The following is a 26,041-nucleotide window of genomic DNA, read 5'->3' as shown; positions in this document are numbered from 1 at the left end:
ATGCTGTATTATTTATTCGAATATTTAGAAAACACATACAACCTTCCGGGAGCTGGTTTGTTTCAATATCTGTCTTTCCGATCGGCCATGTCTGTGATCACCTCATTGATCATTGCCACGGTCTTTGGGAAGCGCATCATCAATTTCCTCCGAAGAAAACAAATCGGAGAAACGGTAAGAGATCTCGGATTGGCTGGACAAAGCGAAAAAGCGGGTACCCCAACCATGGGTGGGATCATCATCATTTTGGCTACGCTGGTGCCTGTGCTGCTCTTTACACGCTTGGAAAACATTTATGTGATCCTTCTCATTGTCACCACTTTATGGATGGGAATGATCGGTTTCTTAGACGATTACATCAAAACCTTTAAGAAGGACAAGGGTGGGCTTCCTGGGAAGTTCAAGGTCTTTGGGCAGGTAGTCTTGGGTGTGGCTGTTGGCTGCACATTGTATTTCCATGACGGAGTGACCATCAAAGAAAAGATTGAATTGGAAACCGAGAATCAGACCACATTGATTCGCTCGGTGGGTGATGAGGTGAAATCAACCAAAACTACCATTCCATTCGTACCCAATAATGAATTTGAGTACTCCGATCTGCTTACATGGCTTGGTGATGATTACGCAAAGTATACTTGGCTACTCTTTATCCCTATTGTGATTTTGATCATCACGGCAGTATCCAACGGAGCTAATCTCACCGATGGTGTGGACGGACTAGCTGCGGGTACCTCTGCCATAATTGTACTTACTCTGGGCATTTTTGCTTGGGTTTCTGGCAACATTATTTTCTCTGATTATCTGGACATCATGTACATCCCCAGAACTGGAGAGATTGCGGTGTTCATCAGTGCGTTTGTGGGTGCCTTGATTGGGTTCCTGTGGTATAATGCTTATCCGGCTCAAGTATTTATGGGTGATACGGGAAGCTTGACCATAGGCGGAATTATAGCGGTGATTGCCATCACCATCAGAAAAGAATGGTTAATGCCAATTCTCTGCGGAATCTTCCTGATAGAAAATCTTTCGGTGATCATGCAAGTGAGTTGGTTCAAGTATACCAAAAAGAAATTCGGTCAAGGCCGAAGGATCTTTAGAATGTCTCCTTTACATCACCATTATCAAGTGAAAGGGATGCATGAAAGTAAAATCGTAACGCGCTTTTGGATTGTTGGGATCTTCCTGGCGATTCTGGCGGTTGTGACCTTAAAGATCCGCTAATGAATTTGGTAGTGCTGGGAGCCGGTGAAAGCGGCCTAGGTGCTGCCTTGCTTGGGAAAGCAAAGGGTTGGAAGGTTTTTGTGTCTGATTTTGGACCCATAGACCCCACCACCCAAAACGTTCTTACAAAAAATGAAATCGAATGGGAGATGGGTGGCCATACTAAGGCCAAACTGACCCGAGCGAGCTTAGTTGTGAAGAGTCCGGGGATTCCCGAACAAGCTCCTCCAATTCAACTGTTGAGAAAGCGGCAAATTCCTGTGATCTCAGAGATTGAATTTGCGGCGCGCTACACGCAGAAACCAATTGTGGCCATTACCGGCAGTAATGGCAAGACCACTACAACAGCCTTGACGCATTATTTGCTTCAAGACGGAGGTCTAAATGCTGCCATGGGAGGCAACATTGGTAACAGTTTTGCGGGCTTGCTTTTAGAAGGGCCAGCCAGTCATTATGTGTTAGAGGTGAGCAGTTTTCAGCTGGATGATATTGCGGATTTTAAACCGCATATTGCCGTGATCACAAACATTACTCCAGATCATTTGGATCGCTACGGATACAGTTTTGATGCCTATCGCGATGCAAAGTTCAAGATCAGTGAGAATCAAACAGCTGCTGATTTTTTGATCTATGACGGAGATGATCCCAACATAGCTGCAGGTATGCAAGACCACACCATTCGAGCTCAAAAATTGCCTTTTTCATTGGAAAACCCTGTGGGACAAGGCGCATACATAGAAGAAGATAACATAGTAATTACAATAGCAAATAACCAAATTAAGATGCCAATAGCCTCATTAGGATTACAAGGACAACACAATTTAAAGAATGCCATGGCCGCGGCTACAGTAGCGACCTTATTGGACATTCGCAAAGAGACCATTCGCAACTCTTTGACGCACTTTCAAGGGGTGGAGCACCGTTTGGAATCCGTTTTAAAGATCAACAATGTGCAATACATCAACGATTCAAAAGCGACCAATGTAAACGCAACCTATTACGCTTTGGAAAGCATGGAAACACCAACGGTTTGGATTGTTGGAGGTGTAGATAAAGGAAACGATTACGCTGAGCTTTTACCGCTGATCAATGAAAAAGTTAAGGCGGTGATCTGCCTAGGGATTGACAATACCAAGCTGATTGAAAGCTTCGGGAATGTGGTGGATCTGTTGGTAGAGACCAGCAGCATGCAAGATGCCGTGAACGTGGCTTATCACATTGCAGAGCGCGGAGATACTGTATTGTTGTCTCCAGCTTGTGCCAGTTTTGACCTATTTAAAAATTATGAAGATCGCGGACGTCAGTTCAAAGAAGCTGTACGCAAATTATAATTCATGAAATTTTTCACCAACATAAAAGGAGATAGAGCTATTTGGGCGGTTGCCGCACTTTTGGCTTTGTTCTCATTCCTTCCTGTTTACAGTGCCAGTAGCAATTTGGCGTATCTATATGGGGATGGGAACACCTTTAAGTATTTGGTGAAACACTTTGCACACCTCATGTTGGGGTTTGCTATCCTTTACGGGGTGCACAGAATACCTTATCGTTACTTTAGGGGCTTGTCCATAATTGCCTTGCCAGTGGTGTTTTTGCTATTGATCATTACGCTGGCGGAGGGAACAACCATTGAAGGCGCTAATGCCAGCCGCTGGATCCGAATTCCTTTTGTGGGTGTGACCTTTCAAACTTCCACCTTGGCGGCTGTGGTTTTACTAACCTATGTAGCGCGATATTTATCAAAGATCAAGGATGAAAAGATCAGTTTTAAGGCTTCCATAGTTCCCCTTTGGTTGCCGGTATTTATAGTGTTGTTGCTGATCTTACCCGCCAATTTTTCTACCACAGCCATCATCTTTGCCATGGTGGTGCTGCTGGTATTCTTAGGCGGATATCCGTTACAATATCTAGGCATTATTCTCATAGCGGGCGCCTTGTTTTTAAGCCTATTCATTATGTCTGCCAAGGCTTTTCCAGATATGTTTCCGAATCGTGTGGATACGTGGATCAGCCGAATTGATAACTTTTTAGACGATACTCCAGATAAAGAGGCCGACTATCAGATTGAAAAATCAAAAATGGGTATTGCTACCGGAGGTCTGTTTGGTGTTGGTGCCGGACACGGGGTGCAAAAGAATTTCTTGCCGCAATCTTCTTCGGATTTTATCTATGCCGTTATTGTAGAAGAATGGGGGCTTGTGGGCGGTTTGTCTATCATGTTGTTATACATGCTGCTGCTCTTTAGGTTGGTAGTGGTTGCTCATAAAGCCGATTCCGTTTTTGGCAAATTATTAGTGATAGGAGTAGGACTGCCAATAGTCTTTCAGGCCTTGACCAATATGGCCGTTGCGGTTGAACTCTTTCCTGTTACAGGACAAACCCTACCGCTGATCAGTAGCGGGGGAACCTCCATTTGGATGACCTGTTTGGCCCTTGGAATGATCTTGAGTGTGAGTGCCAAGCGCGAGGAGATTCGCCAGCATACTGACGAATCAGAAGAAACCGATAACCCTTTAGATATTCTCAGTGAAGCCATTTAAGTTCATCATATCAGGAGGAGGAACCGGAGGACATATCTATCCAGCTATTGCTATTGCCAATGCGCTCAAAGAAAAATACCCAAATGCGGAGTTTCTTTTTGTGGGTGCTAAGGATCGGATGGAGATGCAAAAAGTACCTAAGGTGGGTTATAAAATTGTGGGCCTGTCCATTCAAGGCTTGCAGCGCAAGGTCTCTTTGAAGAATTTGAAGTTCCCGTTCAAGTTGCTTGCTAGTTTGAGAAGATCGGCCAAGATCATCAAAGATTTTAAACCCGATGTAGCCATCGGGACAGGAGGATACGCCAGCGCACCACTATTGCGCGTAGCTAGCAATAAAGGCGTGCCTTGTCTGATCCAAGAACAGAATGCTCATGCAGGAATTACCAACAAATGGATCGCCTCCAAAGCCAAGACCATTTGTGTGGCTTACGCAGGAATGGAAAATCAGTTTCCTAAAGAGAAGATTGTCTTTACTGGGAACCCGGTGCGTCAAGACTTAATCGATCTTAAAGTAGATAAAGCTACTGCCTTAAAGCACTTTGGTCTTGAGGCTGATAAACCAGTTTTGTTGGTGTTGGGAGGAAGCTTGGGAGCGCGAAAGATCAACAATTTGATCCATGCGCATTTACCACTTTTCAAGGCAGAAGAGGTACAAGTAATCTGGCAGTGTGGAAGCTTGTACTATGAAGAATTCAAAACCAATAACAGTGCGCGTGTCATTGTCAAAGACTTTATCTACGCCATGGATATGGCTTATGCCGCTGCGGATATGATCGTCTCTAGAGCTGGAGCTTTATCGGTTTCAGAACTCTGTTTGGTGGGTAAGCCAGTGATCTTCATTCCGTCACCCAATGTGGCAGAAGATCATCAGAATAAAAACGCGGCCTCCATAGCTGCAGAAGACGCCTGCGTCTTTTTGAGAGAATCAGAAGCGGATCTGCATTTTGCCGACGCCTTTAAAGACTTACTCGCCGATGCGGACAAACAGCGCCGTTTGGGCGAGAATATTAAAAAATTAGCCAAGCCTCATGCGACAGATGCCATAGTTGCAGAGGTAGCCAAACTCCTAATTGAAAAGCAACTGTGAGCGGAGTTTTTAAAGACATAGCACGAGTTTATTTCATCGGAATTGGTGGAATTGGAATGAGCGCTCTAGCGCGCTATTTCAAGGCGCGGGGCTTTGCTGTGGCAGGCTATGACAAAACCAGAACAACACTAACCGATTCCTTAGCGGAACTCGGAATAAAAATCACATACAGCGACCAACTTGATGCCATTCCAGAAGGTTTTGAACAAACCGACACGCTCGTGGTCTATACGCCAGCAATCCCTCAACAGCACGATCAATTGCAATTTTTTAGTACGGGAGTGCATCAAATTCACAAACGCGCGGTGGTATTGGGTATGATCACTAGGGACAGTAAATCCTTAGCTGTTGCCGGAACACACGGCAAGACCACTACCTCAGCCATTTTAGGTCATTTATTGGCCAGCTGTAATATGCCGGTGACTGCATTTTTAGGCGGAATTGCTGAGAATTACGATTCCAACTACATCTCTAAAGGTGAACAGATCACCGTGGTAGAAGCCGATGAATTTGATCGTTCCTTTTTACAGCTGAGTCCTACTGTGGCTTGTGTCACCGCTATGGATGCAGACCATTTAGACATCTACGGCTCTGCAGAAGAATTAGAAAAGACCTTTAAGGAGTTTGCGGCCTTAGTGCCGGACTCCAAATTAGTATTACACCCTAAAAAGCTTCCGCTTTCTGGCACTACGGTGGGCATAGAGGACGGAGCAGACTATGAGGCTAAAAATATCCGCGTTGAGGACGGGGCTTATACCTTCGACTTAAAAACGCCTCGTGGTGAATTACAGGCGCTCCGATTTTCATTGCCGGGGCACCACAATTTGCTCAATGCGATTACCGCTTTGGGTATGGCAATTTCAATAGGTACCCCAACCGATTGCCTGCCCAAAGCGTTATTTGACTTCAAGGGAGTAAGACGCAGATTCTCATTTGCTTATCGTGGAGAGGATCGGGTGGTTATTGATGATTACGCCCATCACCCCACAGAGATCAATGCCGTCTTTCAAGCGGTTAGTGAGTTCTATCCGCAGCAAAAGAAATTGGCGGTCTTTCAGCCGCACCTTTACAGCAGAACTCGAGATTTTCTAGCCGGATTTGCTCAAAGTTTGGCGCAATTTGATGAGGTGCTTTTGCTGGATATTTATCCCGCTAGAGAGTTGCCGATTGAAGGCGTGAATTCTCAAGCACTTTTAGATGCGATTGATCATCCGAAAAAGCGCTTAGTAAGTAAAATTGACCTCCCGGAACTGATTCAAAAAAGTCCCTGTGAGGTGATCTTGATCCTTGGGGCCGGTGATATTGGAGTAGAAGTAAAAAACATAAGCCGTCACTTGCATGAGAACTAAGCTGTGGAACATAGGGCGAATGATCTTTGTTATCCTTTTGATAGCAGTGGTTTACGCGTTTTCTAACAAGCGGAATTCTGCGAGAAACCTCAGTGCTGTAGACGTTACTTTTCAAGACCGAAGTACAGCTTTGATCACTGAGGCTATGGTTAATAAATTGTTAATACAAAAAGCAGACAGCCTCGCCGCTGTAGATAAAGATATAATAGATTTGAATGCATTAGAAGGTCGTTTAAACAGCCATCCTATGATCCGAAATGCTGATGTTTTTCTCTCTTTGGATGGTGTACTTGGAGCACGCGTAACACAAAGAAGGCCTATCGCCCGAGTGGCGTCCAATCCGTCTTATTACATCGACGATGAAGGTACCAAAATGCCCCTATCCCGAGTTCATTCCTTACGAGTGCCTTTGGTGAGCGGTGTTTCCGAGGACAATCTAGCACCTGTAACTCATGTGTTGAATGAGATTTTAGCAGATCCGTTCATGGTGCAGCATATCGTAGCTGTAGAGCAGCAACGAGATTCGACCCTGATCATGCGTGTGCGAACCTATGATTTTAAGATTTTACTGGGAGAGCCGGTAAATATCAAACGGAAGTTTCAAAATTTTAAAGCGTTCTATCAGAAAACAGTCAAAGATGGAACCTTGGGTAATTACCAACTGGTCAACCTGATGATGGATCACCAGGTGGTAGCCACAAAAAAGTAGTTTATGGAACAGCAAACTATTGCAGTAGGACTAGACATTGGAACCACGAAGATCGTGGCCATGATCGGGCGAACCAATGAGTACGGCAAAATGGAGATTCTCGGAATTGGGAAGTCCAAGAGCCTTGGAGTGCATCGTGGGGTTGTGAATAATATCACCCAGACCATCCAATCCATTCAGCAAGCCGTTCAAGAAGCGGAAAGCTCGTCAGGGATGAAGATCGCTGACGTGGTTGTGGGAATAGCCGGGCAACACATCCGCAGCTTACAACACAGCGATTACATCACGCGTCCCAACAGTGACGAGGTGATTGGAGAGGACGATATTGACACGCTTTGCAATCAAGTGCACAAATTGGTCATGCTTCCTGGAGAAGAGATCATTCATGTATTGCCGCAAGACTTCAAGGTTGACGGGCAGGCAGAGATCAAAGAGCCTATTGGAATGTATGGCGGACGTTTGGAGGCCAACTTCCACGTGGTTGTGGGACAGGTTTCTTCCATAAGAAATATTGGGCGTTGCGTAAAAAGCGCAGGACTTGCTTTAGGTGGAATCACCCTAGAGCCTTTAGCTTCTGCCAACGCTGTTTTAAGCATGGAGGAGAAAGAAGCTGGAGTCGCCTTGATTGACATAGGTGGGGGTACAACAGACCTCGCCATTTTCAAAGATGGAATCATTCGTCATACGGCAGTAATTCCTTTTGGAGGTAATGTGATCACCGAAGATATCAAAGAAGGTTGTTCCATCATTGAAAAACAAGCAGAATTGCTGAAGATCCGTTTTGGATCGGCTTGGCCCGGTGAGAACAAGGACAACGAGATCGTTTCCATTCCTGGTCTACGAGGCCGAGAGCCTAAAGAGATCACTTTGAAGAACCTTTCAAAGATCATCCACGCGCGAGTGGTGGAGATCATTGAGCAGGTGTATTTGGAGATCAAGAATTATGGCCACGAAGAGCAAAAGAAAAAATTGATTGCAGGAATTGTACTTACCGGAGGAGGGTCGCAGCTCAAGCACCTCAAGCAATTGGTAGAGTACATCACCGGCATGGATACGCGTATTGGCTATCCAAACGAACATTTGGCTGGAGATAGCGATAGTGAGACCACAAGTCCGTTATACGCCACCGCCGTTGGATTGGTACTCAACAGCCTAGAAACACAAAGTAGAAATGAAGGGCAGGCTCCTGTTGAAGTTGCATCAAAAGAAACAGAAGAAGCCCCAGAACATATAGAAGAAACCCAGAACGATCAAATGCCCAAAGAACGCAAGCGCTTCTTTGATAAATGGGCAGAGAAGTTCAAAGACTTTTTAGACAACGCTGAATAGCAGTAATCTCACAAAAAACTAACTATGAGCAGTAGTAATAATGAATTCGACAACATCGCGTTTGATTTACCCAAGAATCAATCGAACGTCATCAAGGTGATCGGTGTTGGCGGTGGTGGAAGTAACGCCATCAATCACATGTTCCAACAAGGGATCAAAGGAGTTGACTTTGTGATCTGTAATACGGACAGTCAGGCGCTGGAGAACAGCGCTGTGCCTATTAAGATCCAACTCGGTGTGACCTTGACAGAAGGACTTGGTGCTGGAGCAAACCCCATCATCGGGGAGCAAAGCGCCATGGAAAGTATGCAAGACATTCAGGCCATGCTTTCAACCCACACTAAAATGGTATTTATCACTGCCGGAATGGGCGGTGGTACTGGAACTGGTGCGGCTCCGATCATTGCCAAAATGGCCAAGGAGATGGATATCCTCACCGTAGGTATTGTGACTATCCCGTTCCAGTTTGAAGGAAAAATGAGAAACGATCAAGCCCAAATCGGGGTGGAGAATCTGCGTAGAAATGTGGATTCTTTGATCGTGATCAACAACAATAAATTGCGCGAGGTTTATGGGAACCTTGGGTTTAAAGCCGGATTCTCTAAGGCCGATGAGGTATTAGCCACAGCTGCTCGTGGTATTGCCGAAGTAATCACCCACCACTATACGCAAAACATTGACTTGCGCGACGCGAAGACTGTTTTGGCCGATAGCGGAACTGCTATCATGGGAAGTTCTCAAGCTGCAGGCGCGAATCGTGCGCATGAAGCAATCACCAAAGCATTGGATTCTCCATTGCTTAATGATAATAAGATCACTGGCGCTAAGAATGTGTTATTGCTGATCGTATCCGGTCAGGAAGAGATCACTATTGATGAGATTGGTGAGATCAGTGACTACATCCAAACCGAGGCAGGACATTCTGCCAACATCATTATGGGTGTGGGCGAAGATCAAAGTTTGGACGGAGCTATTGCGATCACCGTTATTGCTACAGGCTTTAATGCGGAACAGCAGAATGAGATCGTCAATACAGAGACCAAGCGTATCGTACATACCTTAGAAGAAGATCAAGTTGCACAGCAAGTATTGGAAGATCGTACGGATACTACAGTGAGTGGTCCACTAATTACAGAGCCTGAGGTTGTGAAAGAACCAGCTCCGGAGCCGATCATCAAACACACCTTGTTTGAAGAAGAGGAAACTCCAGAATTGCCTTTTGAGGGGTATATTGAAACTACCGCCTTGCTCAAGGAGATCCCAGTGGTTTATGAGGAGGTGGATATCCATCATATTGCTGAGTTTGAGCAAGTGGTGATCAACGCCATGGAAGTTCATGATTTTGAGATCGTAGAAGCCGAGACTGAAGTGGTTAAGCCAGAAGTTGAAGAAGATACCGCAGAAGAACAAGAGCAAGAACAAATGTTGATGTTTGATCTGCCACTATCTGAAACTCCAGAGAAAGAAGAGGTAGCTCCTGCTGCAGAAGTATCTGAAGAGCCTGTGCTGAAAAAGCCGATTGAAGAAATTGAAGTCAATGAGGCTATTGAAGTAGTTCCTGTGACTGAGTTTACTCAAGAAGGGGTGAAGCGTTACAGCTTGGATGATTACCAAGAAATGGAGACGGCTTTAACAGCGGCTAAGGCAGAACCAGAAGTTTTGGATGAAGAATTGGTGATGGAAACGAAGATCGTTGAAACTGCACCTCAAACCCAAACCGAGGAGGAGGAAGAAGGCGATCCAATGAACAGCCCGATCTCTAAGATTTTAAAAGACAGAACTGAGGAGCGCAAGCGCAAGCTTAAGGAGTTCAATTACAAGTTTAGAAACAGCGCTTCTAAGATCGATGATATTGAAAAGCAACCGGCGTACAAGCGCATGGGAATAGAGTTGGAAGACGCGGATACCTCAGAGTCTGATATCTCGCGTACCACCGTCAATTTAGATGATGACGATGTGTCTTTGAGAAACAACAATTCCTTCTTGCACGACAACGTCGATTAAGATTTTTTTGTTTAGTGTTACATTTCCCGTAAGCCCGAAAGCGGTTCGCCGTTTTCGGGTTTATTTTTTATCTTCGCACTCTATTTTAAAGCCTGTAAACAATGAGTTTATCTACCAAGGTCATGGAGGCCATGAAGACTGCAATGAAAGCCAAAGACAGCCAAGCTTTGGAATCGCTTCGCGCTGTAAAATCTGCCATTTTATTGGCTCAGACCGAGTCTGGAGCTAAGCAAGAATTGAGTGAAGCAGAAGAGCTTAAATTGCTTCAGAAGCTTGTAAAACAACGCAAGGATAGCGCTGCGATCTTCTCCGAGCAAGGAAGAGACGATCTAGCTGCCCCAGAACTGGCGCAGGCAGAAATTATTGCCCAATTCCTTCCTGAGCAAATGTCTGAAGATGAGATCGCCAAAGTAGTGGAAGAGATCATTGCCCAAACCGGTGCTTCAAGCATGAAGGACATGGGGAAAGTGATGGGCATGGCTAACGGCAAACTCGCTGGTAAAGCCGATGGTAGTACCATTGCCAAGCTCGTAAAAGCTAAATTGGCATAACGATATTTTAGGCCGCGTAGTTCAACTGCCCTTTGGGCGATTTCAGTTGACCTACTCGTCCGAATAAAAATAATGGCCGCGTAGTTCAACTGGATAGAATATCAGATTTCGGCTCTGAGGGTTGAGGGTTCGAATCCTTCCGCGGTCACGAATGAATCAAAAAAAGGTTCATATTTAAGCGAGTTCCAAAAAAGGAGCTCGCTTCTTTTTTTGGACGAAGCGATAAATGTGTTTTTTTGATTCTCAACGCGGAGCGTTGAAGGATGCTTGCGAAGCAAGCAATCCTCATTTTTTGCGGAGTGTTGAAGGATCACGAGCGTGCCTCCTTTGCCAAAGGCTACGGAGGCCGAAGAGCGAGTAATGCTATAAGCACCAGACGGAGTCTGGCGCTAGCGAGAGCCATCAAAAACCTGTTTTTGTAAGGCGACTGAATAAGACAAAACAAGGAGTACAAAGTACGGCTAGTTTTGCATTTGCAAAGGCGAGCGTTGAAGAATGCTTGCGAAGCAAGCAATCCTCATTTTTTGCGGAGTGTTGAAGGATCACGAGCGGAGCAAATAATCTTCAATTCACTCAATGAAATTCTGCTTTAACTCATTTTGTCTTTTTATTCTTAGGAGAATAGGAGATATTCGTGTTGATGAATAGACAAGTTTTAACAAGGCTTTTTTTGATTTTGCTTGCGACCTTTTTGTCTGGAGCTTTTATTAATTGTAGCAATGCCGATACTGAAAATTTACTGATCGGGGAATGGGTTTCCGAAACTGACTCTAATTGGCGCATTGAGTTTGATTATGATGGAAGATGCTTCTGGCATTATGAAGGAGAACCCACTGATGAATTTGAATACAATTTGTCAAATGAATCTTTACAATGCGGGTACAGCTTTCCTAAGGCCGATGGGCAATATGAATATCTCAGATTGACCGACCGTGAAGGCAGACAAACCTATTGCTATGAAGTTCTCGGTATTGATCAAGAGTCGCTATCATTAAGGACAATTGACTTGGGAGTGAAGAATTTCATATTTATTAGAAATTGAGTTGAATTGTGAATCCTCCCCCCGCGCCAGCGATCGCAACGTCATCCTTTTTGGTTTACCAAAAAGATATAGTGAAGAGCGCGGTGCTGCGAAGCAGTAGGCGCCTCCAAAATGAACTCCAACCTAAACCCTCTGCTTCTGATTCTGCACATGATACAGCATATCCACAAGTCCAGAAGACCGGCCTTTGGCGCAGCTCACCAGTGCGTTTGCTTTCTTACCAAAAGAGTTGGTTGCAGTCTCTAAGGGATAGCCCATTTTGCTCAACTTGTAAATAGCAGCATTGAGCGTGGAATTGTTATTGTGGGTAAGGCTGATCTCATCGGCCTCGGGAATTACTTGTACACCCAGAACCCCATGAATGCGTTCTAAGCGATTACTGATGGTTTTGGCGCAGCCGTGGCATCGCAAATTCTGAACTTTGAAGACTGTTTTCATAACCTTGGGGTTTTATTGGGTAAAATTAGGTGGTGGTTAGGTGGTAATCTATGACAACGGTCAGTTGCAGTGCATCTTGCGAATTTGAAATTAGGGTTGGCAAGTAACAGGAAAGTGATTAATTTAGAAGAAAACAATAATGCATGAACAGAATCTTAGGGATAGGCTCTAGAATTGAACACTCCGATCACGGAAAAGGAGTGGTGACTAATGTGACAGCTAAAATGTATTGGGTCACTTTTATTGATGGCGGCTTGGAAACCATTGGCGTCAATGACGAATTTGAGGTGATTGAAGCAGTAGACGATGAAGTGGACACGGTAAGTTTCTACGAGATCGAGAAAAGCCTGCGAGAGATCTTGCAAAAGTGGAGTGATATCACTGAGATCGTTCCTTTGGGCGACAAGTGGAATGGAGGTACCATGACCTTGCAGCCGGCGGATCCTAATCTTTCAGCAAAAGAGATCCCTGTGAAAACCTTCTTCAATAAGATCGTGATGTTGCGAGACCGCTTGCGTGTTTTGGAGCAAAAGATCAATTCCAACAAGAGCTTGGATGAAGAAGAAAAGATCGACATTCAACAATACATTACCCGTTGCTACGGGAGTCTTACGACCTTTAATGTGTTGTTTAAAAATAAAAGCCAACAGTTTGTTGGTGAATCATCTAAAAGATAACTAACACAAAACAATATGGAAGAAATTCAACAATTTAATGAGCCGCAGGTGCAAGAGCCTATGGTGGCAGACCTCGCTCAAGAAGAGCGGGTTGCTTTTTACAGAAAGACCTATGGGCATGTTGCGGGAGCTGTGTTGCTTTTCATTGCAGTAGAAGCCATCTTTTTTCAGATCCCTGCTGTAGTGAACTTTGCTTTTTCCCTAGCAGAAGGATGGACTTGGCTACTTCTTTTAGGAGGCTTTATGTTTGCGACTTCTAAAGCTGAGTCTATGGCGATGGGTACTACGGACAGAAATACCCAGTATGCGGCCTTGGTGCTTTATGTAGTGGCAGAGGCCTTCGTATTTATTCCTCTAATTGGAATAGCGCTCTATGTTGCTGGCGATGGTGCCGGTGAACTGCTCAATCAGGCGGCTATCATTACCTTGTCCTTGTTCTCTGGGCTTACAGCTGCTGTACTGCTTACCAAGAAGGATTTCTCCTTTTTAAAGACGGGATTGACCATTGGGTTCTTTATTGCCATTGGGCTTATCATTGCCGGTACGCTCTTTGGTTTTGATCTGGGTCTCTGGTTTAGTGTGGGGATGATCGTTTTGGCGGCAGGCTCTATTTTGTATCAGACCTCTCAAATGGTACACAAGTATAAGCAAGAGCAGTATGTAGCGGCTTCTTTAGGACTGTTTGGTGCTTTGATGCTGTTGTTCTGGTATGTTTTGAGTATCCTTTCCAGCGACTAGTCGAAAGCCTAATTAAACGTATTTATAAAAAGCGGGTTCTTTGTTAGGGCCTGCTTTTTTATTGATTAAAAGGAATTTACATATCTTACACCTCCCAAATAATCCCCCATGCTACTGCAACAACCTGATGAAAATATAGCTTGGCTGGCGCCCTATGCCTATGGTATAGTGGTGTTGGGGATCTTGTTTTTTCTCTTTCGCGTCTTTGAGAATTTCTATGCCGAGCACTTCGGTAGGCCTTTGGTCAGACAGTATTTTTCCTATAGAAAGTTGCCGCGGGAACAATTGCGGATCTTAGAAACTGAGTTTCCTTTCTATCGTAAACTCAATAGGAAACACCGCAGGCAGTTCCAGCATCGTGTAGTCACTTTTATAAAAGACAAAGAGTTCATTCCTAGGGAAGACCTTGAATTGACCGACAGAATGAAGGTCTTGATCGCAGCAGTGGGCTGCATGTTGAGTTTTGGACGTAAAAATTACACCTACAGTTTGATTCATTTCATTCTGATCTATCCGGAGGAATTTTACAGCAATATCAATGAGGCTTACCACAAAGGAGAGATCAATCCTGGAGGTCGTGCATTGGTTTTGTCTTGGAAGGACTTTGAAGCCGGATTAGCAGATGGGCATGACAATATCAACTTGGGTATTCATGAATTTATGCACGCCATGCAGTTGGAGGCAAAACGGGGAGGAGATACCGATTCTGCGCGTTTTCAGTTGCAGTTTCAGAACATACTAAAGCGCCTTACGCATCAGGAAGTGAAAGATCGATTGGATCAAACACGATACTTTAGAGAATACGCCTTTACCAACGAATATGAGTTCATGGCGGTACTTTCCGAGTATTTTATGGAATCCCCGGGAACCTTTCAAGCTAACTTTCCGCAATTGTATGACCACACACGGAAACTACTTAATTTTAAATTTTTAGGCTATTAATAAGAGACTGCCGCTGTGGTGGATTTCAAATTGCTGATGGTAGCTGTTGGATCTTCCGATCGGAATACAAAACTTCCAGCCACTAATACATCAGCCCCAGCTTCTACTAAGGCCGCAGCATTGTTATCCTTTACACCACCGTCAATCTCAATAAGCGTAGACGCTCCTTTGTCATTGATCATTCCGCGTAAGGCGCGTACTTTATCATAAGTGTTCTCAATAAAGGATTGTCCTCCAAATCCAGGATTCACACTCATGATACAAACCAGATCAAGATCTGCAATGATGTCACTCAACAAGTGGACGGGTGTATGCGGGTTAAGCGCAACTCCAGCTTTCATGCCAGCAGCCTTTGTGGCTTGGATGGTGCGGTGCAAGTGTGTGCATGCTTCGTAATGAACCGTAAGCACGTCTGTTCCGAGGTCTGCAAAGGTTTGAATATAACGATCCGGGTCAACAATCATTAAATGTACGTCTAAGGTCTTTTTAGCCTCCTGAGCGATTGATTTGATCACAGGCATACCAAAGGAGATGTTTGGCACAAAAACGCCGTCCATAACGTCTAAATGGAACCAGTCTGCTTGACTGTCATTAACCATATGAACGTCTCGGTGAAGGTTGCCAAAATCGGCGGCAAGAATAGAAGGTGCAATAAGGGTACTCATCGGAAGGTTTATTTCCGGCAAAAATAATCAATAAATAAAGGGTCGGACCATTTCCGCACGGTTTTTAATCCCGTCGTCAAAATTGTCCTCGAGGAAACGCATGTATTTTTGTAACTGGTAGATATCTTTCTGAGAATCAACAATGGTGAAACCGGTTAGATAGTTCTCAAACATCCGCTCTTCCGCAGGCTGGTTCATGATCTCAATTATATGATGGTGTCTAGGATCTCTTTTAATCGAATCATATAAAGGTTTCAGAGCATCTGAAGGGCCTTCCAAGATTTGCATGAAGTTACCGTGAGAATACAACAATACACCCGTAATACCTAAACTGAGGTTGTTATCAACGATGCCTTCAAAGACATCATGAACATTGTTTTGGGTAATTGTCGAAACCGCGGTACTCACATAACAGATAGTATGTAGTTGCGTTTTCATCGTGGGGATGATTTGTTATAAAAGTACTCATTGAACCTCATTTACACAAACTCAACTGTTATAGAAATGTTAAAGAAAATTATTTGTAACTCTCTGAAAGTCACAATACTAACAGCTGTTAGTGAAAGTCTATTTTCACGATTCGTCTCTGAAAAATTAAACAAAGAATGATGTTTTTAATCACTTGAATTTCGGTAATTCTTTGCTTGATTTTGACGCGTAAAATTTTCAGAAAAGTAGCGATGAAAAATTGTTTTTATTTAGACTATGTCTTAATAGATTGGCTGCCGTCTCGGTCTTTTTGGTGGTCATTGCGTCAAATCCTTTTACTATCAATCATTTACACAGAATCCTTACTATAAATAGGGTTCGTCCGTAAAAGGGGCATGGAGCATAAATTCGCAAATACTTGACATAAATAGTTATTTATGTGTCTTCAGGGCACAATAGAAAATTATAAAATCTTGTATCCGTCGGAATTAAACAGAATAGCGAAATCTCTGCGATTTTGTTTAAGTGGTTTTTCGCGAGAAATATCTAGTGATTTTGGATTAAAGCATAAATATAAATTATGAATATCATAATTATTTTTAATGCAAATTATTATCACTTGACTTAGATTTCAGGATAGAATCGATCACTTTTTCGTCTTTTGTGCTCATTTGTTTCCCCGTTTTAGAGTCGTAATAGTAGTAAGTGGGTACAGGTTCTGCTCCATCGGCGAAGTCACTTGCTGCTGTTTTTGGTGTTTTTGTTGCAGAAGTTGGGGTTTCAGATGTAGTTTCTACCCCTGTTGTTTCTGTCAATTCTGTGTTTTCTTCCAGATTTGATGCCGTTTCTGTAGTTTCTACTTCTGGTATTTCTTGGAGCTGAAAAGTTTCTGATTGAGCCTTCGTATTTGTCGTAACTCTTTGCTCTGCTTCAGGCTGACCTGTCTCGGACCATAGGGCTAGAGCTAAAAGAGCCATCAAGCCTGCAGAACTCCACATCCAGATCACATAGCGTCTGCGTTTTTTGCGTTCTAAACTCTGAGCCACTTGATTCCAGGTAGGAACCTCTGTGCTTTTCTGAAGATCTTTCAGGCGATCTTTAATAGTACTTTCTATGGGATCTTGCGTTGTCATAAGTAGCTAATTAGGCTGGTTTAGTCATTAGTTGAGCGGTCAAGCTTTTTTTTAATAGGACTTTCGCCCGGTGTAGGTTCGATTTGGAGGTGCCAACACTGATCTTCAGTTTGTCGGCGATCTCTTGATGGCTGTGGTCGTCCAAAACATAAAGGCTAAAGACCAATCGGTACTGATCAGGCAACTGTTGAATTGCGTCTAAGAGTTGGTCTAGATCACAACTTTGTGCCCAATTATCGTCCTCCTCTTGTACAGCAAACCAACTTGGGTCTTCTGTCAAATGCTCCTTGCGTTTGTTGCGGTATTTCTTCACTGCTTGGTTAATGGCAATGCGTTGCATCCAACCTGCAAAAGAGCCTTTTCCTTTATACTTTTTGATGGTCTCAAACACGATCACAAAAGCATCGTGCACATTGTCTTGAGCTTCTTCCACGTTTCTGCAATACTTCAAGGAAGTTGTATATATGGCGTCTCTGAGCTCCAGGAATAATTGTTCCTGAGCCCTAGGGTCGCCTTTTTTACAAGCTGCAATAAGCTCCGTTAAGGAAGAAGACATCTAGATTGTTCTTTGCTGTAATGTACAGAAATAATAGAAAGGTTGCGTGGGGATACTAAAAAAGCAAAACCCCCGCCAGTGGCAGGGGTTTCATTCATCAATCAAAAAACGAACAGTTAGTTTAACTGTTTGTTACTGTAATCTAAGTCGTATTAACCTAGATAAGTTTTCAATATTTTGCTTCGCGAGGTGTGTTTTAGCCTGCGAATCGCTTTTTCTTTGATTTGACGTACACGCTCACGTGTTAGGTCAAAGGTCTCACCGATCTCTTCTAGAGTCATTGGATGTTGATCTCCAAGTCCGAAGTACAAACGAATAACATCTGCTTCACGAGGAGTCAAAGTTTCCAAAGCGCGCTCAATTTCAGTGCGCAAAGACTCGTGCAGCAAAGAACGGTCTGGGTTTGGAGATTCTCCAGAACGAAGTACATCGTAAAGGTTAGAATCTTCACCCTCTACCAAAGGTGCATCCATGGATACGTGACGTCCAGAGTTCTTCATAGACTCCTTCACATCATTGATGGTCATGTCTAGCTCTTTGGCGATCTCCTCAGCACTCGGTGGGCGCTCGTGCGCTTGCTCCAAGAAAGCAAAGGTTTTGTTGATCTTATTGATCGATCCGATCTTGTTCAATGGTAAACGTACAATACGAGACTGCTCTGCAAGAGCTTGAAGAATCGATTGACGGATCCACCATACGGCGTATGAAATAAATTTAAAACCACGAGTCTCGTCAAAACGCTGTGCAGCTTTGATCAAACCTAAGTTTCCTTCGTTGATCAAATCCGGCAAGGTGAGCCCCTGGTTTTGATATTGCTTAGCTACCGATACAACGAAACGCAGGTTAGCTTTGGTCAACTTCTCTAAAGCGCGTTGGTCTCCGGCTTTGATTCGTTGAGCCAATTCTACCTCTTCGTCAGCGGTAATAAGATCGACTTTTCCAATTTCTTGTAGGTACTTGTCTAAGGAAGCGGTCTCTCTATTGGTGACCTGCTTGGTAATTTTGAGTTGTCTCATCTAATAAATCCTCTCTTCTAACTCACGTGCTTAATTGCACGCTGTACCTAGTTATACGTAAAGATACCCAAAAATGTTACAAATAGTTGATCATTTTTTAATATTTGTGTCGATGATAATTCTAGTCTTTTGATTTCGAATAGTTTAAAAGAGGTTCAAATCGCGATCGGCTTGAATATTGGCTAAAAGTAAATCGACTTTCTGACGCATTTTGTTGAAGAAAATCCCACGGTCTTTCTCGCCTGCGCTGGCCAATAATTTTGAGTTGCTTTTTTGTTTGTTGAAAAATTTGAGCATTTCTCCACAGGTAGCTGGGTTCACCACTTTTAAATAGGTCAATACTGTAAAAGGCGTAAAGAACAGGCTCTGTTTAGGAGTTCTAAACATCACCGTATTACTCATGGTGAGTAGATCACTTTTGTAGAGCAGATAACGCGCATTGTTTTTGGAATTGATGATGGCCTGCTGAATGGTTTGTTGTTCCACCCGATCAATGATCTCATGCAAGTCTCGGCACAGCTGCTCCGCCAAGTGCTTGCTTAAATGTCCCGATTCAAAATAATAGTAAACCTGTTGCAAGGTCCCGTTAATGGTGTTGTCATTCCAAAATTCAGTGATATCTAAATAGTTGTAGGTCTCTGCCAATTGCATGGTGGTTTCTATGAGACTTGCCGGGATAGTAGGCAGAAACTCTTCAAAGCTCATCTTGGCCATGCTGCCGTCTTCATCCAAGAACTTCAGCCAAACGTAAAATTTATACTTGGTAATGTAGGTGTTGGTCAGGGTGAAGAAGATGGGGATGTCTTTGGCAGAGTAAATGATCTCAACCCCTTTGGTGTTAATGAGCGGTTCAATACTTTTCATGGAGACCAAGAAGTACTGTTCCAAACCTTCAAGACTGGTTATTGGTGGAGACTTTTCTACCAGCAAAGTGTTTTGTTGTCCCACCTCAAAAAGTCTGTTCAAAGAGATCTTATAATGCCGCGCTAAGGTTACGGCTTCATCTAGGCTGAGTTGAGATTTTAAGTTGATGCGTCTGTAGGCAGCGTCGTAGCTGATGTCTAAAACATTGGACACCTCGTCAACAAAGGATCGTTCTGCTGGAATCTGGGCTTTGAGATGATTCCAAAGCGCCTCTTGTGAAATATGCAAACTCATGGCTAAATTTTTTATTTGTTTTCAATATATGCAAAAATTTAAGGTCTCAAAGCCTGATTATCGCATTTGGTTTGTGTAATTCGCTTGTATTTTCGATTCGGATTTAGTCACTGATGGATTCTTCCCTAAAGCCCATCGGTCATAATTACAAATTCATGAAAACATACTCAAATTATTTAGTGTTGCTGTTTTTAATGGCATTCACCTTTGGCTTAGCCCAAGAAGACCAACGTTTTCAGTACGATTCCTTTTCTATTCAACCCTTAGGCTTGTATAAAGGACAGCTGAATCAAGAGGGACTTTCAGGTCGTGTTGATCTCAATTTTAGGACCGGAAAAAAACGGATCTCTTTAGCGGTTCATGCCGGGTCCGAGCTCAATATTCTCAGCGGGAGCGGCGAGTTTTTGAGTTTTGAAGGTCTCTACGGATACAATTTTAAGCCCATTCCAAGAGTAGAGCTCGATCTTCAAATTGGAGTCTCCGCCATAAGGTTTCAAAGCAACGGCACCGATGTGTTTGCAGGCCTGAATACCTTTTTTGTTCAAGCGCCTAAAAGTGCGCAAGTTTCAAATGCCAGTTTGGTAGATAAATATTTACTAGGGGTTCCCTTGTTGGTTAAAATTAGAATCCCAACCGGGCCTCGGTTTTCTTTAGGCTTGCAAGGTGGATATCACTTCAATAAGTTGGTCAACTTTGCCCATTGGGGAATTGTACTGCAATGGAACAAAAGACGTGAATAAAAAAAAGGCCGCATCTCGCGGCCTTTTCTGTGTTTAGGTAGTCAATGAAATAATTACTCTTTGATGAACTGTTTTGTCACTACTTGTTCGTTGGCAACAAAGCGTACAAAGTAAGTTCCAGCAGGCAGGTGAGATACATTGATCGTCATGCCGCTGTTGAGTTGTTTTAGACTCATTACTTGTCTTCCAAGAGCAGAGAATACTTGCAATTCATTTACTTGAATCCCAGAAGTCTCCAAATGCAACACATCTTTTGTCGGGTTTGGATAGAGACTAAAGATATCTGCCTTATCCAAAGCGTAGGTGCGCAGTGGCCCTTCATCATGAGATCGGCTAGAAGCACTGATTAGTGAAACAGCATCCACAGCGATATCCGCTCGCCAAGTGCTTCCAGTAGTTCGGTTGAATCGCAATTGAAGCCCGCTTCCTAAGTAATCAGCAAGATCAACGCTAACGCTGTTCCATTGGTTGCCTTGATTTCCAGTTTGACTCCAAATGGCATTCCAAGAGTCTCCATTATCTGCAGAGGCCTCTAATAAGAAGGTACCCATATTAGATGCACCATACATATGGTAATCAAATTCAAAGCTGGCAGAAGTCGCTCCGCTAAGATCAAAACAAGGGGAAGTGATCACTGCTTGTTTGTTAGGATATCCCGTTCCATTTCCAGAAGCTTCTACGTAAATGTAGTAGCTGCCTTGGTTGGCCGATGAAGGCCCAGTATTACCAGAAGGCGTTCTTCCGGTTTGAACACGCCAATCTAAATCATCGGCACCACTTTGAGACCAAGCTCCAATGGTATTCTCATATCCTTCGTTATACGGATAGCTGTCAATACCTCCAGAACAACTCGTGGTGGCAGGTACGCCATCAGTCAATGAAATATTATCTAAGGCGATATCTGCTTGCCAAGTACTTCCCGTTGTACGGCTGAATCGTAATTGAACACTTTGTCCAGCATAGGTGGTCAGATCAATATTTTGAGCACTCCAAGCATTACCTTGATTTCCGGACTGCGACCATAAAGTGGTCCAATTAATTCCATCATCATTGGAAATTTGAAGCAAAATGGTTCCCATATCAGAGGATCCGAATTGGTGTACTCTAAAGTTAAAACTCGGCGTTGAAAGGCTACTCAAATCAAAACAAGGTGAAGTGATCACGGCAGTTTTGTTTGGGTATCCTGTTCCGTTTCCAGAGGCTTCTACATAGATATAGTAGTTGCCATCTTGTGCTCCAGCAGGTCCTGTGTTTGAAGATCCGGTGCTTCCAGAAAGTACCGTCCAATTCAGATCGTCAGTTGTGCTTTGCGTCCAAGCTCCGATCGTATTTTCAAAACTCTCCGCATAAGGGTAGCTAGTTACTCCACCAGTACAACCACTAGCGGCTAGGGTAGTGGCGTTCACGGTATTACTTTGCCCAGACTGATTCCCAGCGGCGTCTTTAGCCACAACGTAAAAATCATAGCTGGTCTCCGGACTCAATCCAGTTACCGTAAACCCTGGCGTACCAACAGTACCAACACTTACACCGTCTTGGTAAATGTCGTAGCCAACTACAGCAACATTATCCGTAGAAGCTGTCCAAGTTAGATCAACACTCACTGCAGTTTCATTAGAAGCCGCTAAAGCAGACGGCGCTGTAGGCGCTTCTGTGTCGGTTGGTCCGCTGTTGATCTTAAAGGCTGCCACATGACTCTTACGCGTGTTGGTGGTTCCTTTCATGTATTCGGCAATGTGCCAGAAGGTCATATCGTCCAGTGGATCCACGGTAAGGTGGGCATAGTCTCCGTATCGACCATCAGGTCTAAAAGCAGTCGGTTGATCACCGTCTACAATAAATTGTTCATTAAGGGTCATGGTTCCTAGAGGATCTCCAGCTTGACGCCCAGTATATCTTAAGGACGTATATACTGTTGGACTAACAATCGTGTATCCCATTCCGATGTTTCCAGCAGCGTCGATTCCAATACTACCACAGAATGCACTGTGTCCGTCAGGTTGCACATAAGTACCTTCTTGGTAAATCGTCCAAGGAGCACCGTCTGCAGTTTGACGCAGTTCATACCAGCGGATTCCCGCTTGAGAATCAGTACCGGTCACATCGACCACAAAATTCATCACTGCGGAATTATGCGTTCCAAAACGGCGGTAGTTGGTCATATACATCATAGTTGCTTGGATGGCATCGATATCTGGTCCAGATCCTGGCTCCTCCAAGTTTTGGAAAGAACCTCCATCAAAAACAGCATCAAAAGGAGCCGTTGTGATCTCCTGTGGTGTTGAAATTGATGAAGCAGAAGGATTCGTCCAATCTACGCTCACGTTCCAGATCTTCAAGTGATCCGAAGAAACGCCAGTCCAGCCGTCGTCTTGCATATATACTAAAGGATGTGGCGTACCCAGTGGGGGAAGATTGGGTCCAACAACATTGAATCCACCTGGGCTGTAAAAGCCACTCGTGGTCACTCCGGGTAAAGGGAATCCAATTACTTGTGCAGAAGGATTACCCACGAGCATCTCATCGCGCTCCAAAGCAAAGATCACATCATTAGCTGTAGGATTACTGGCATCTTTATTTGCCGTGATATAATATCCGTCTGCCCAAATGGACATTTTTTCATAATCAGGGAAGCTTCCCGTGTTGAACCTGTAGGTGTACCAACCGTCATTGATCGGGTCTGGTCCTTGACCAATAGCCACTAAGAAACCGTTAGGGGTATCACTAAATTCCATAATGATGAAACGGTCTGCGTAGCGGTCATAAAGCACTACAGGGTCCCCAAGAGTTTCTCCTGGGAAAATGGTTCCTAAAGATGCTTCGGGTAATAATACATTTCCGGCGCGATCCAGAATTCCAAATCCACTGTTAAATGCATAAACATAGTGGTTGGGTCCAATGGCTCCAGTAGGATCATTGAGTACGGTTCCCAAGTGAGCGTCAAAAGAGGTGATCGGAGCTCGGGCAGCAGCTCTAGGAACAAGCTGTTGGTTACGAGCTAATGGATCAGCTCCGGCAGGGAGCCCTTTACCTTCAACAAAGGTATTGGTTCCTCGGCGTTTCGGCGGCGCAACGTCCTCAAATCCTGCTGCAGCAATAATATTGTCCATGCTGCTCAAGGCTGGGATTTCACGCACGTAAGTGGCGGTTGAAAAAGAAGTTGCCTGCATGGCACCATCTTGGGGGAAGGCAGTTGCACTGCATAGGAGTGCCACTACCCAAAGGTAGAATTTCTTCATAGGTGGTTCGTTTAAGTTGACCACGAATGTAGATAGAAAAAGTAGGAAAAAGATTACTTTTCGACGAACGACAGAAAAAACGATCTTAAACCACAATCAGGGATGTGGTTCAATGATAAAATGTTAAAATTTGAAATGAAGACCACTGAAAACACCAAAGAAGAACGGTCTAAAATTGTTCACGGTTGTATTTTCTGGTTTGTTCATTTGAATTTTAAACATCGGGTCTAAATTCAATTGGAAATGTTTAGTGATCTCGTATTTAAATCCGAGACCAAGGTTTAGGGTGTATCCCAAATTGGTCAGGTTGCTCGACTTCCCAACACGAACACTTTGTCCGTTATCATTAACGGCAAATATTCGGTTGTCATCAAGGACCATAAGGCTGGCACCTCCAATTAAATTAGCTCCAAAACGGTTGTTTATAAAAGAATATTGGTATTCAACAGGAATTTCAAGATAGGAGATGTCTTGATCAATAGTGACCACATCATTTGACTCAAAGAAAGCCGTCGCACTTGGATCAAGTGGGATCCCTCCATCCGAGATCTCTGCCCCAGCGTCAATCCCAGTGAGCTGATAGATGTTTACTACGTTGTCTATGATATTTACCTGGAAGTTTTGTGTGTTGTATCCCAGGTTGACACGGTTCAGTCCAAAACGCAAGGCCGTCTTTTCATTGACTTGATTCTTGATCTGTAATCCGTAGCTCAGATTGGTTTCACCTTCTCGAGTATTGCCTTCTAGTCGAGCGTCTAGCATGGAAGCACGCGTCAACGACCCATAAGTTGTAGGCGCTATCACAGCACCCACAGACCAGCGGTAGTTGGTGAGTTCTTCTCGGCGCAACATACGTTCAAATGCCCTGAATTCCTTGGTTTTTTTGATCTTCTTCTCTTCATACTTAACCAGCGGTAATGGTGTAGCTGCTCCGCTTGCTGTGATCTCTACATCGGCATCAAAGCTAGAGGCAACTATACCTGCTGCATTTACCGTGTTTTTTGGAAGTACGTAGTATCCTCTCGCCGGATATTGACCGCGCTGTCCACTCGTTGTATTTTGGTCTACCGTTGTATTCTGTTTTGTCGTAGCAGCTGCAATTGAACTTGCATCACCCGTATTGGTTGATGTATTTGAATTCACAGCTGTACTGCCAAGACCGTTTTCTGAACTGTTGGTTCCTGTTGAAGTGTTTGGCTGAACTCCAGTGCTTGCAACGGTCCCGGTCGAGGTGCTGTTCCCTGTGCCAGTAGCAGCCACACTACTTGTGGATACTGCTGTGGAAGTATTTGCCGTTGCTGTGTTGGTTTCTTTGTTTATCGCAGGAACTGTATTGGTCTGAGTTGTTGTAACTGGCGAGCTGCTTGCTACTGTAGTAACAGATGTTGTAGTCTCATTTGAGTTTGGTGTACTGCTCGATAGCGTGGTGGAATTCGTTTCAGAAGTAGTTGGTGTCTCTCTAGAAACAGCGTCAGAAGAATCACCAGTTGTTCCAACCCCATCGGAGGTTGATGACTGAAGGTTTGCATCCGAATTTGTTGTAGCATCAGTTTGCTCATTCTCCGCAGCGATCGGAGTTGAGTTGGATCCGCTTTGAGGATCGATCCCTGATGGATCGGTTTCAGTGTCTGACGGCGCGCCTTGCGATTCCGTCAATTCTGTGTCAGTATTTGGATTCGTACTTGTAGCGGAAGTGAATTTCCAAATTCCGAGGGCAGTTAGCCCTACGATTAAAACAGCCAGACCAGATTTTAGCCAGAATGGAAGGCCTTTAGGGCTAGTCCCCTCGGCATCCAATTGGGTGGCAATTTGGTCCCATAGCGCTGCACTATCTGCCGGACCTTCATTGAGGTCTGCCAGTCGCTGCTTAAATGCTGCTCCTATGTCTTGTTTATTATCCATGTTTAAGATTCTTTGTCAAAGGATGGTCCTGCTTGAGAGCGAGTACCTTCTCCTTCAAGATCAATTTGGCGCGATGTAAATTTGATTTAGATGTACCCGAGGATATTCCCAGTTGGTCTGCTATTTCATTGTGCGAATAGCCATCGAGTTCGTAGAGGTTAAAAATCAGGCGATACCTGCTGGGCAGTTCTTGCACCAGACCCAATAAGGTCTTTAGAGGTAATTGCATAGCCTGCTGATCGATCTCTGTATCTTCTTCAGCAATGCGCTGTTCGTCAACAGAAACCGTGTATAGGTCCTTTTTATAGCGGTCAATAGCAGAGTTGATCACAATGCGTTTCATCCAGCCTTCAAAGCTTCCTTTGTCGGCGTACCGCTTGATGTTTTGGAAAATCTTTATGAAACTATCTTGGAGGTGGTCTTCGGCTTCTGCCTGACTCTTGCAATATTTCAAACACAAAGTGAAGAGTACGTCTTTATAACGCAAAAACAATTCACTTTGTGCTTGTCTATTTTGCTGTTTACATAGCTTTATGAGCTCATGAAGTTCCAAGTATAGTTTTCAATTTTAGGAATCTG

24 protein-coding genes and 1 tRNA gene are annotated in these 26,041 nt (G+C 44.0%); 15 read left to right on the top strand and 10 right to left on the bottom strand.

What is annotated here, in order from left to right; all coding sequences use genetic code 11:
- From mraY to POW22_RS11495, 11 genes are all read left to right on the top strand, one after another.
- Complete coding sequence (mraY, locus tag POW22_RS11545) at positions 1 to 1,221, top strand: phospho-N-acetylmuramoyl-pentapeptide-transferase (RefSeq protein WP_272832844.1); 1,221 nt, start codon at positions 1 to 3, stop codon at positions 1,219 to 1,221.
- Positions 1,221 to 2,552 carry a UDP-N-acetylmuramoyl-L-alanine--D-glutamate ligase gene (gene murD, locus POW22_RS11540; protein WP_272832980.1) on the top strand — a complete coding sequence of 444 codons (1,332 nt, stop codon included), beginning with the start codon at positions 1,221 to 1,223 and terminating at the stop codon, positions 2,550 to 2,552. The genes mraY and murD overlap by 1 nt, the downstream gene beginning before the upstream one ends.
- A gap of 3 nt (positions 2,553 to 2,555) precedes the next feature.
- On the top strand, positions 2,556 to 3,758 hold the full coding sequence (locus tag POW22_RS11535) for an FtsW/RodA/SpoVE family cell cycle protein (protein WP_272832842.1): 1,203 nt from the start codon (positions 2,556 to 2,558) through the stop codon (positions 3,756 to 3,758).
- On the top strand, positions 3,745 to 4,845 hold the full coding sequence (gene murG / locus POW22_RS11530) for an undecaprenyldiphospho-muramoylpentapeptide beta-N-acetylglucosaminyltransferase (RefSeq protein WP_272832841.1): 1,101 nt from the start codon (positions 3,745 to 3,747) through the stop codon (positions 4,843 to 4,845). The genes POW22_RS11535 and murG overlap by 14 nt, the downstream gene beginning before the upstream one ends.
- Positions 4,842 to 6,194 carry a UDP-N-acetylmuramate--L-alanine ligase gene (murC, locus tag POW22_RS11525; RefSeq protein ID WP_272832840.1) on the top strand — a complete coding sequence of 451 codons (1,353 nt, stop codon included), beginning with the start codon at positions 4,842 to 4,844 and terminating at the stop codon, positions 6,192 to 6,194. Before murG ends, murC begins: the two co-directional genes overlap by 4 nt.
- Positions 6,184 to 6,903 carry a cell division protein FtsQ/DivIB gene (locus tag POW22_RS11520; RefSeq protein WP_272832839.1) on the top strand — a complete coding sequence of 240 codons (720 nt, stop codon included), beginning with the start codon at positions 6,184 to 6,186 and terminating at the stop codon, positions 6,901 to 6,903. Before murC ends, POW22_RS11520 begins: the two co-directional genes overlap by 11 nt.
- 3 nt (positions 6,904 to 6,906) lie before the next feature.
- Positions 6,907 to 8,232, top strand: coding sequence for a cell division protein FtsA (gene ftsA / locus POW22_RS11515; RefSeq protein WP_272832838.1), 1,326 nt, complete (start codon positions 6,907 to 6,909; stop codon positions 8,230 to 8,232).
- Between the two features lie 24 nt (positions 8,233 to 8,256).
- Positions 8,257 to 10,236: a cell division protein FtsZ gene (ftsZ, locus tag POW22_RS11510; protein ID WP_272832837.1), complete on the top strand. Its 1,980-nt coding sequence runs from the start codon at positions 8,257 to 8,259 to the stop codon at positions 10,234 to 10,236.
- 101 nt (positions 10,237 to 10,337) lie between these two features.
- The gene (locus POW22_RS11505) at positions 10,338 to 10,787 is read left to right on the top strand and encodes a GatB/YqeY domain-containing protein (protein ID WP_272832836.1); all 450 of its coding nucleotides are present in this window, start codon (positions 10,338 to 10,340) and stop codon (positions 10,785 to 10,787) included.
- 74 nt (positions 10,788 to 10,861) lie between these two features.
- Positions 10,862 to 10,935 (top strand) — tRNA-Arg (locus POW22_RS11500).
- 492 nt (positions 10,936 to 11,427) lie between these two features.
- Positions 11,428 to 11,829, top strand: a complete 402-nt coding sequence (locus POW22_RS11495) for a hypothetical protein (RefSeq protein WP_272832835.1) — start codon at positions 11,428 to 11,430, stop codon at positions 11,827 to 11,829.
- Between the two features lie 123 nt (positions 11,830 to 11,952).
- Here POW22_RS11495 and POW22_RS11490 read toward each other — a convergent pair whose 3' ends face one another.
- Positions 11,953 to 12,267, bottom strand: coding sequence for a heavy-metal-associated domain-containing protein (locus tag POW22_RS11490; RefSeq protein WP_272832834.1), 315 nt, complete (start codon positions 12,265 to 12,267; stop codon positions 11,953 to 11,955).
- Between the two features lie 143 nt (positions 12,268 to 12,410).
- Between POW22_RS11490 and POW22_RS11485 the strand changes: the two genes are divergently transcribed.
- From POW22_RS11485 to POW22_RS11475, 3 genes are all read left to right on the top strand, one after another.
- Positions 12,411 to 12,944, top strand: a complete 534-nt coding sequence (locus POW22_RS11485; RefSeq protein ID WP_272832833.1) for a hypothetical protein — start codon at positions 12,411 to 12,413, stop codon at positions 12,942 to 12,944.
- 15 nt (positions 12,945 to 12,959) lie between these two features.
- On the top strand, positions 12,960 to 13,682 hold the full coding sequence (locus tag POW22_RS11480; RefSeq protein ID WP_272832832.1) for a Bax inhibitor-1/YccA family protein: 723 nt from the start codon (positions 12,960 to 12,962) through the stop codon (positions 13,680 to 13,682).
- Positions 13,683 to 13,790: 108 nt separating this feature from the next.
- The gene (locus POW22_RS11475; RefSeq protein ID WP_272832831.1) at positions 13,791 to 14,624 is read left to right on the top strand and encodes a zinc-dependent peptidase; all 834 of its coding nucleotides are present in this window, start codon (positions 13,791 to 13,793) and stop codon (positions 14,622 to 14,624) included.
- On the opposite strand, the gene rpe is transcribed toward POW22_RS11475, so the two are convergent.
- The 6 genes from rpe to POW22_RS11445 all read right to left on the bottom strand — a co-directional run bounded on the left by rpe (position 14,621) and on the right by POW22_RS11445 (position 19,581).
- On the bottom strand, positions 14,621 to 15,289 hold the full coding sequence (rpe, locus tag POW22_RS11470; RefSeq protein ID WP_272832830.1) for a ribulose-phosphate 3-epimerase: 669 nt from the start codon (positions 15,287 to 15,289) through the stop codon (positions 14,621 to 14,623). The genes POW22_RS11475 and rpe overlap by 4 nt on opposite strands.
- Before the next feature lie 27 nt (positions 15,290 to 15,316).
- Complete coding sequence (locus POW22_RS11465) at positions 15,317 to 15,727, bottom strand: BLUF domain-containing protein (protein WP_272832829.1); 411 nt, start codon at positions 15,725 to 15,727, stop codon at positions 15,317 to 15,319.
- Positions 15,728 to 16,317: 590 nt separating this feature from the next.
- A complete protein-coding gene (locus tag POW22_RS11460) occupies positions 16,318 to 16,851 on the bottom strand; it encodes a hypothetical protein (RefSeq protein WP_272832828.1) in 534 nt (177 codons plus the stop codon).
- Positions 16,852 to 16,861: 10 nt separating this feature from the next.
- Positions 16,862 to 17,407 carry an RNA polymerase sigma factor gene (locus POW22_RS11455; protein ID WP_272832827.1) on the bottom strand — a complete coding sequence of 182 codons (546 nt, stop codon included), beginning with the start codon at positions 17,405 to 17,407 and terminating at the stop codon, positions 16,862 to 16,864.
- A 152-nt stretch (positions 17,408 to 17,559) separates the two neighbouring features.
- The gene (locus POW22_RS11450; RefSeq protein ID WP_034261238.1) at positions 17,560 to 18,423 is read right to left on the bottom strand and encodes a sigma-70 family RNA polymerase sigma factor; all 864 of its coding nucleotides are present in this window, start codon (positions 18,421 to 18,423) and stop codon (positions 17,560 to 17,562) included.
- A 144-nt stretch (positions 18,424 to 18,567) separates the two neighbouring features.
- The gene (locus POW22_RS11445; protein ID WP_272832825.1) at positions 18,568 to 19,581 is read right to left on the bottom strand and encodes a hypothetical protein; all 1,014 of its coding nucleotides are present in this window, start codon (positions 19,579 to 19,581) and stop codon (positions 18,568 to 18,570) included.
- A 155-nt stretch (positions 19,582 to 19,736) separates the two neighbouring features.
- On the opposite strand from POW22_RS11445, the gene POW22_RS11440 reads away from it, so the two are divergent.
- The gene (locus tag POW22_RS11440; protein WP_272832824.1) at positions 19,737 to 20,321 is read left to right on the top strand and encodes a hypothetical protein; all 585 of its coding nucleotides are present in this window, start codon (positions 19,737 to 19,739) and stop codon (positions 20,319 to 20,321) included.
- 53 nt (positions 20,322 to 20,374) lie between these two features.
- Here the strand turns inward: POW22_RS11440 and POW22_RS11435 are convergent, their stop codons facing one another.
- The 3 genes from POW22_RS11435 to POW22_RS11425 form a co-directional block, all read right to left on the bottom strand.
- Positions 20,375 to 23,560: a T9SS type A sorting domain-containing protein gene (locus POW22_RS11435; RefSeq protein WP_272832823.1), complete on the bottom strand. Its 3,186-nt coding sequence runs from the start codon at positions 23,558 to 23,560 to the stop codon at positions 20,375 to 20,377.
- Positions 23,561 to 23,683: 123 nt separating this feature from the next.
- A complete protein-coding gene (locus POW22_RS11430; RefSeq protein ID WP_272832821.1) occupies positions 23,684 to 25,462 on the bottom strand; it encodes a hypothetical protein in 1,779 nt (592 codons plus the stop codon).
- On the bottom strand, positions 25,455 to 26,015 hold the full coding sequence (locus POW22_RS11425) for an RNA polymerase sigma factor (RefSeq protein WP_272832820.1): 561 nt from the start codon (positions 26,013 to 26,015) through the stop codon (positions 25,455 to 25,457). The genes POW22_RS11430 and POW22_RS11425 overlap by 8 nt, the downstream gene beginning before the upstream one ends.
- Positions 26,016 to 26,041 lie beyond the last annotated feature (26 nt).

Origin of the sequence: Gilvibacter sediminis (genome assembly GCF_028561565.1) — a bacterium.
Classification (GTDB): domain Bacteria; phylum Bacteroidota; class Bacteroidia; order Flavobacteriales; family Flavobacteriaceae; genus Gilvibacter; species Gilvibacter sediminis.
This window is presented reverse-complemented; position numbering and strand designations above follow the sequence as displayed.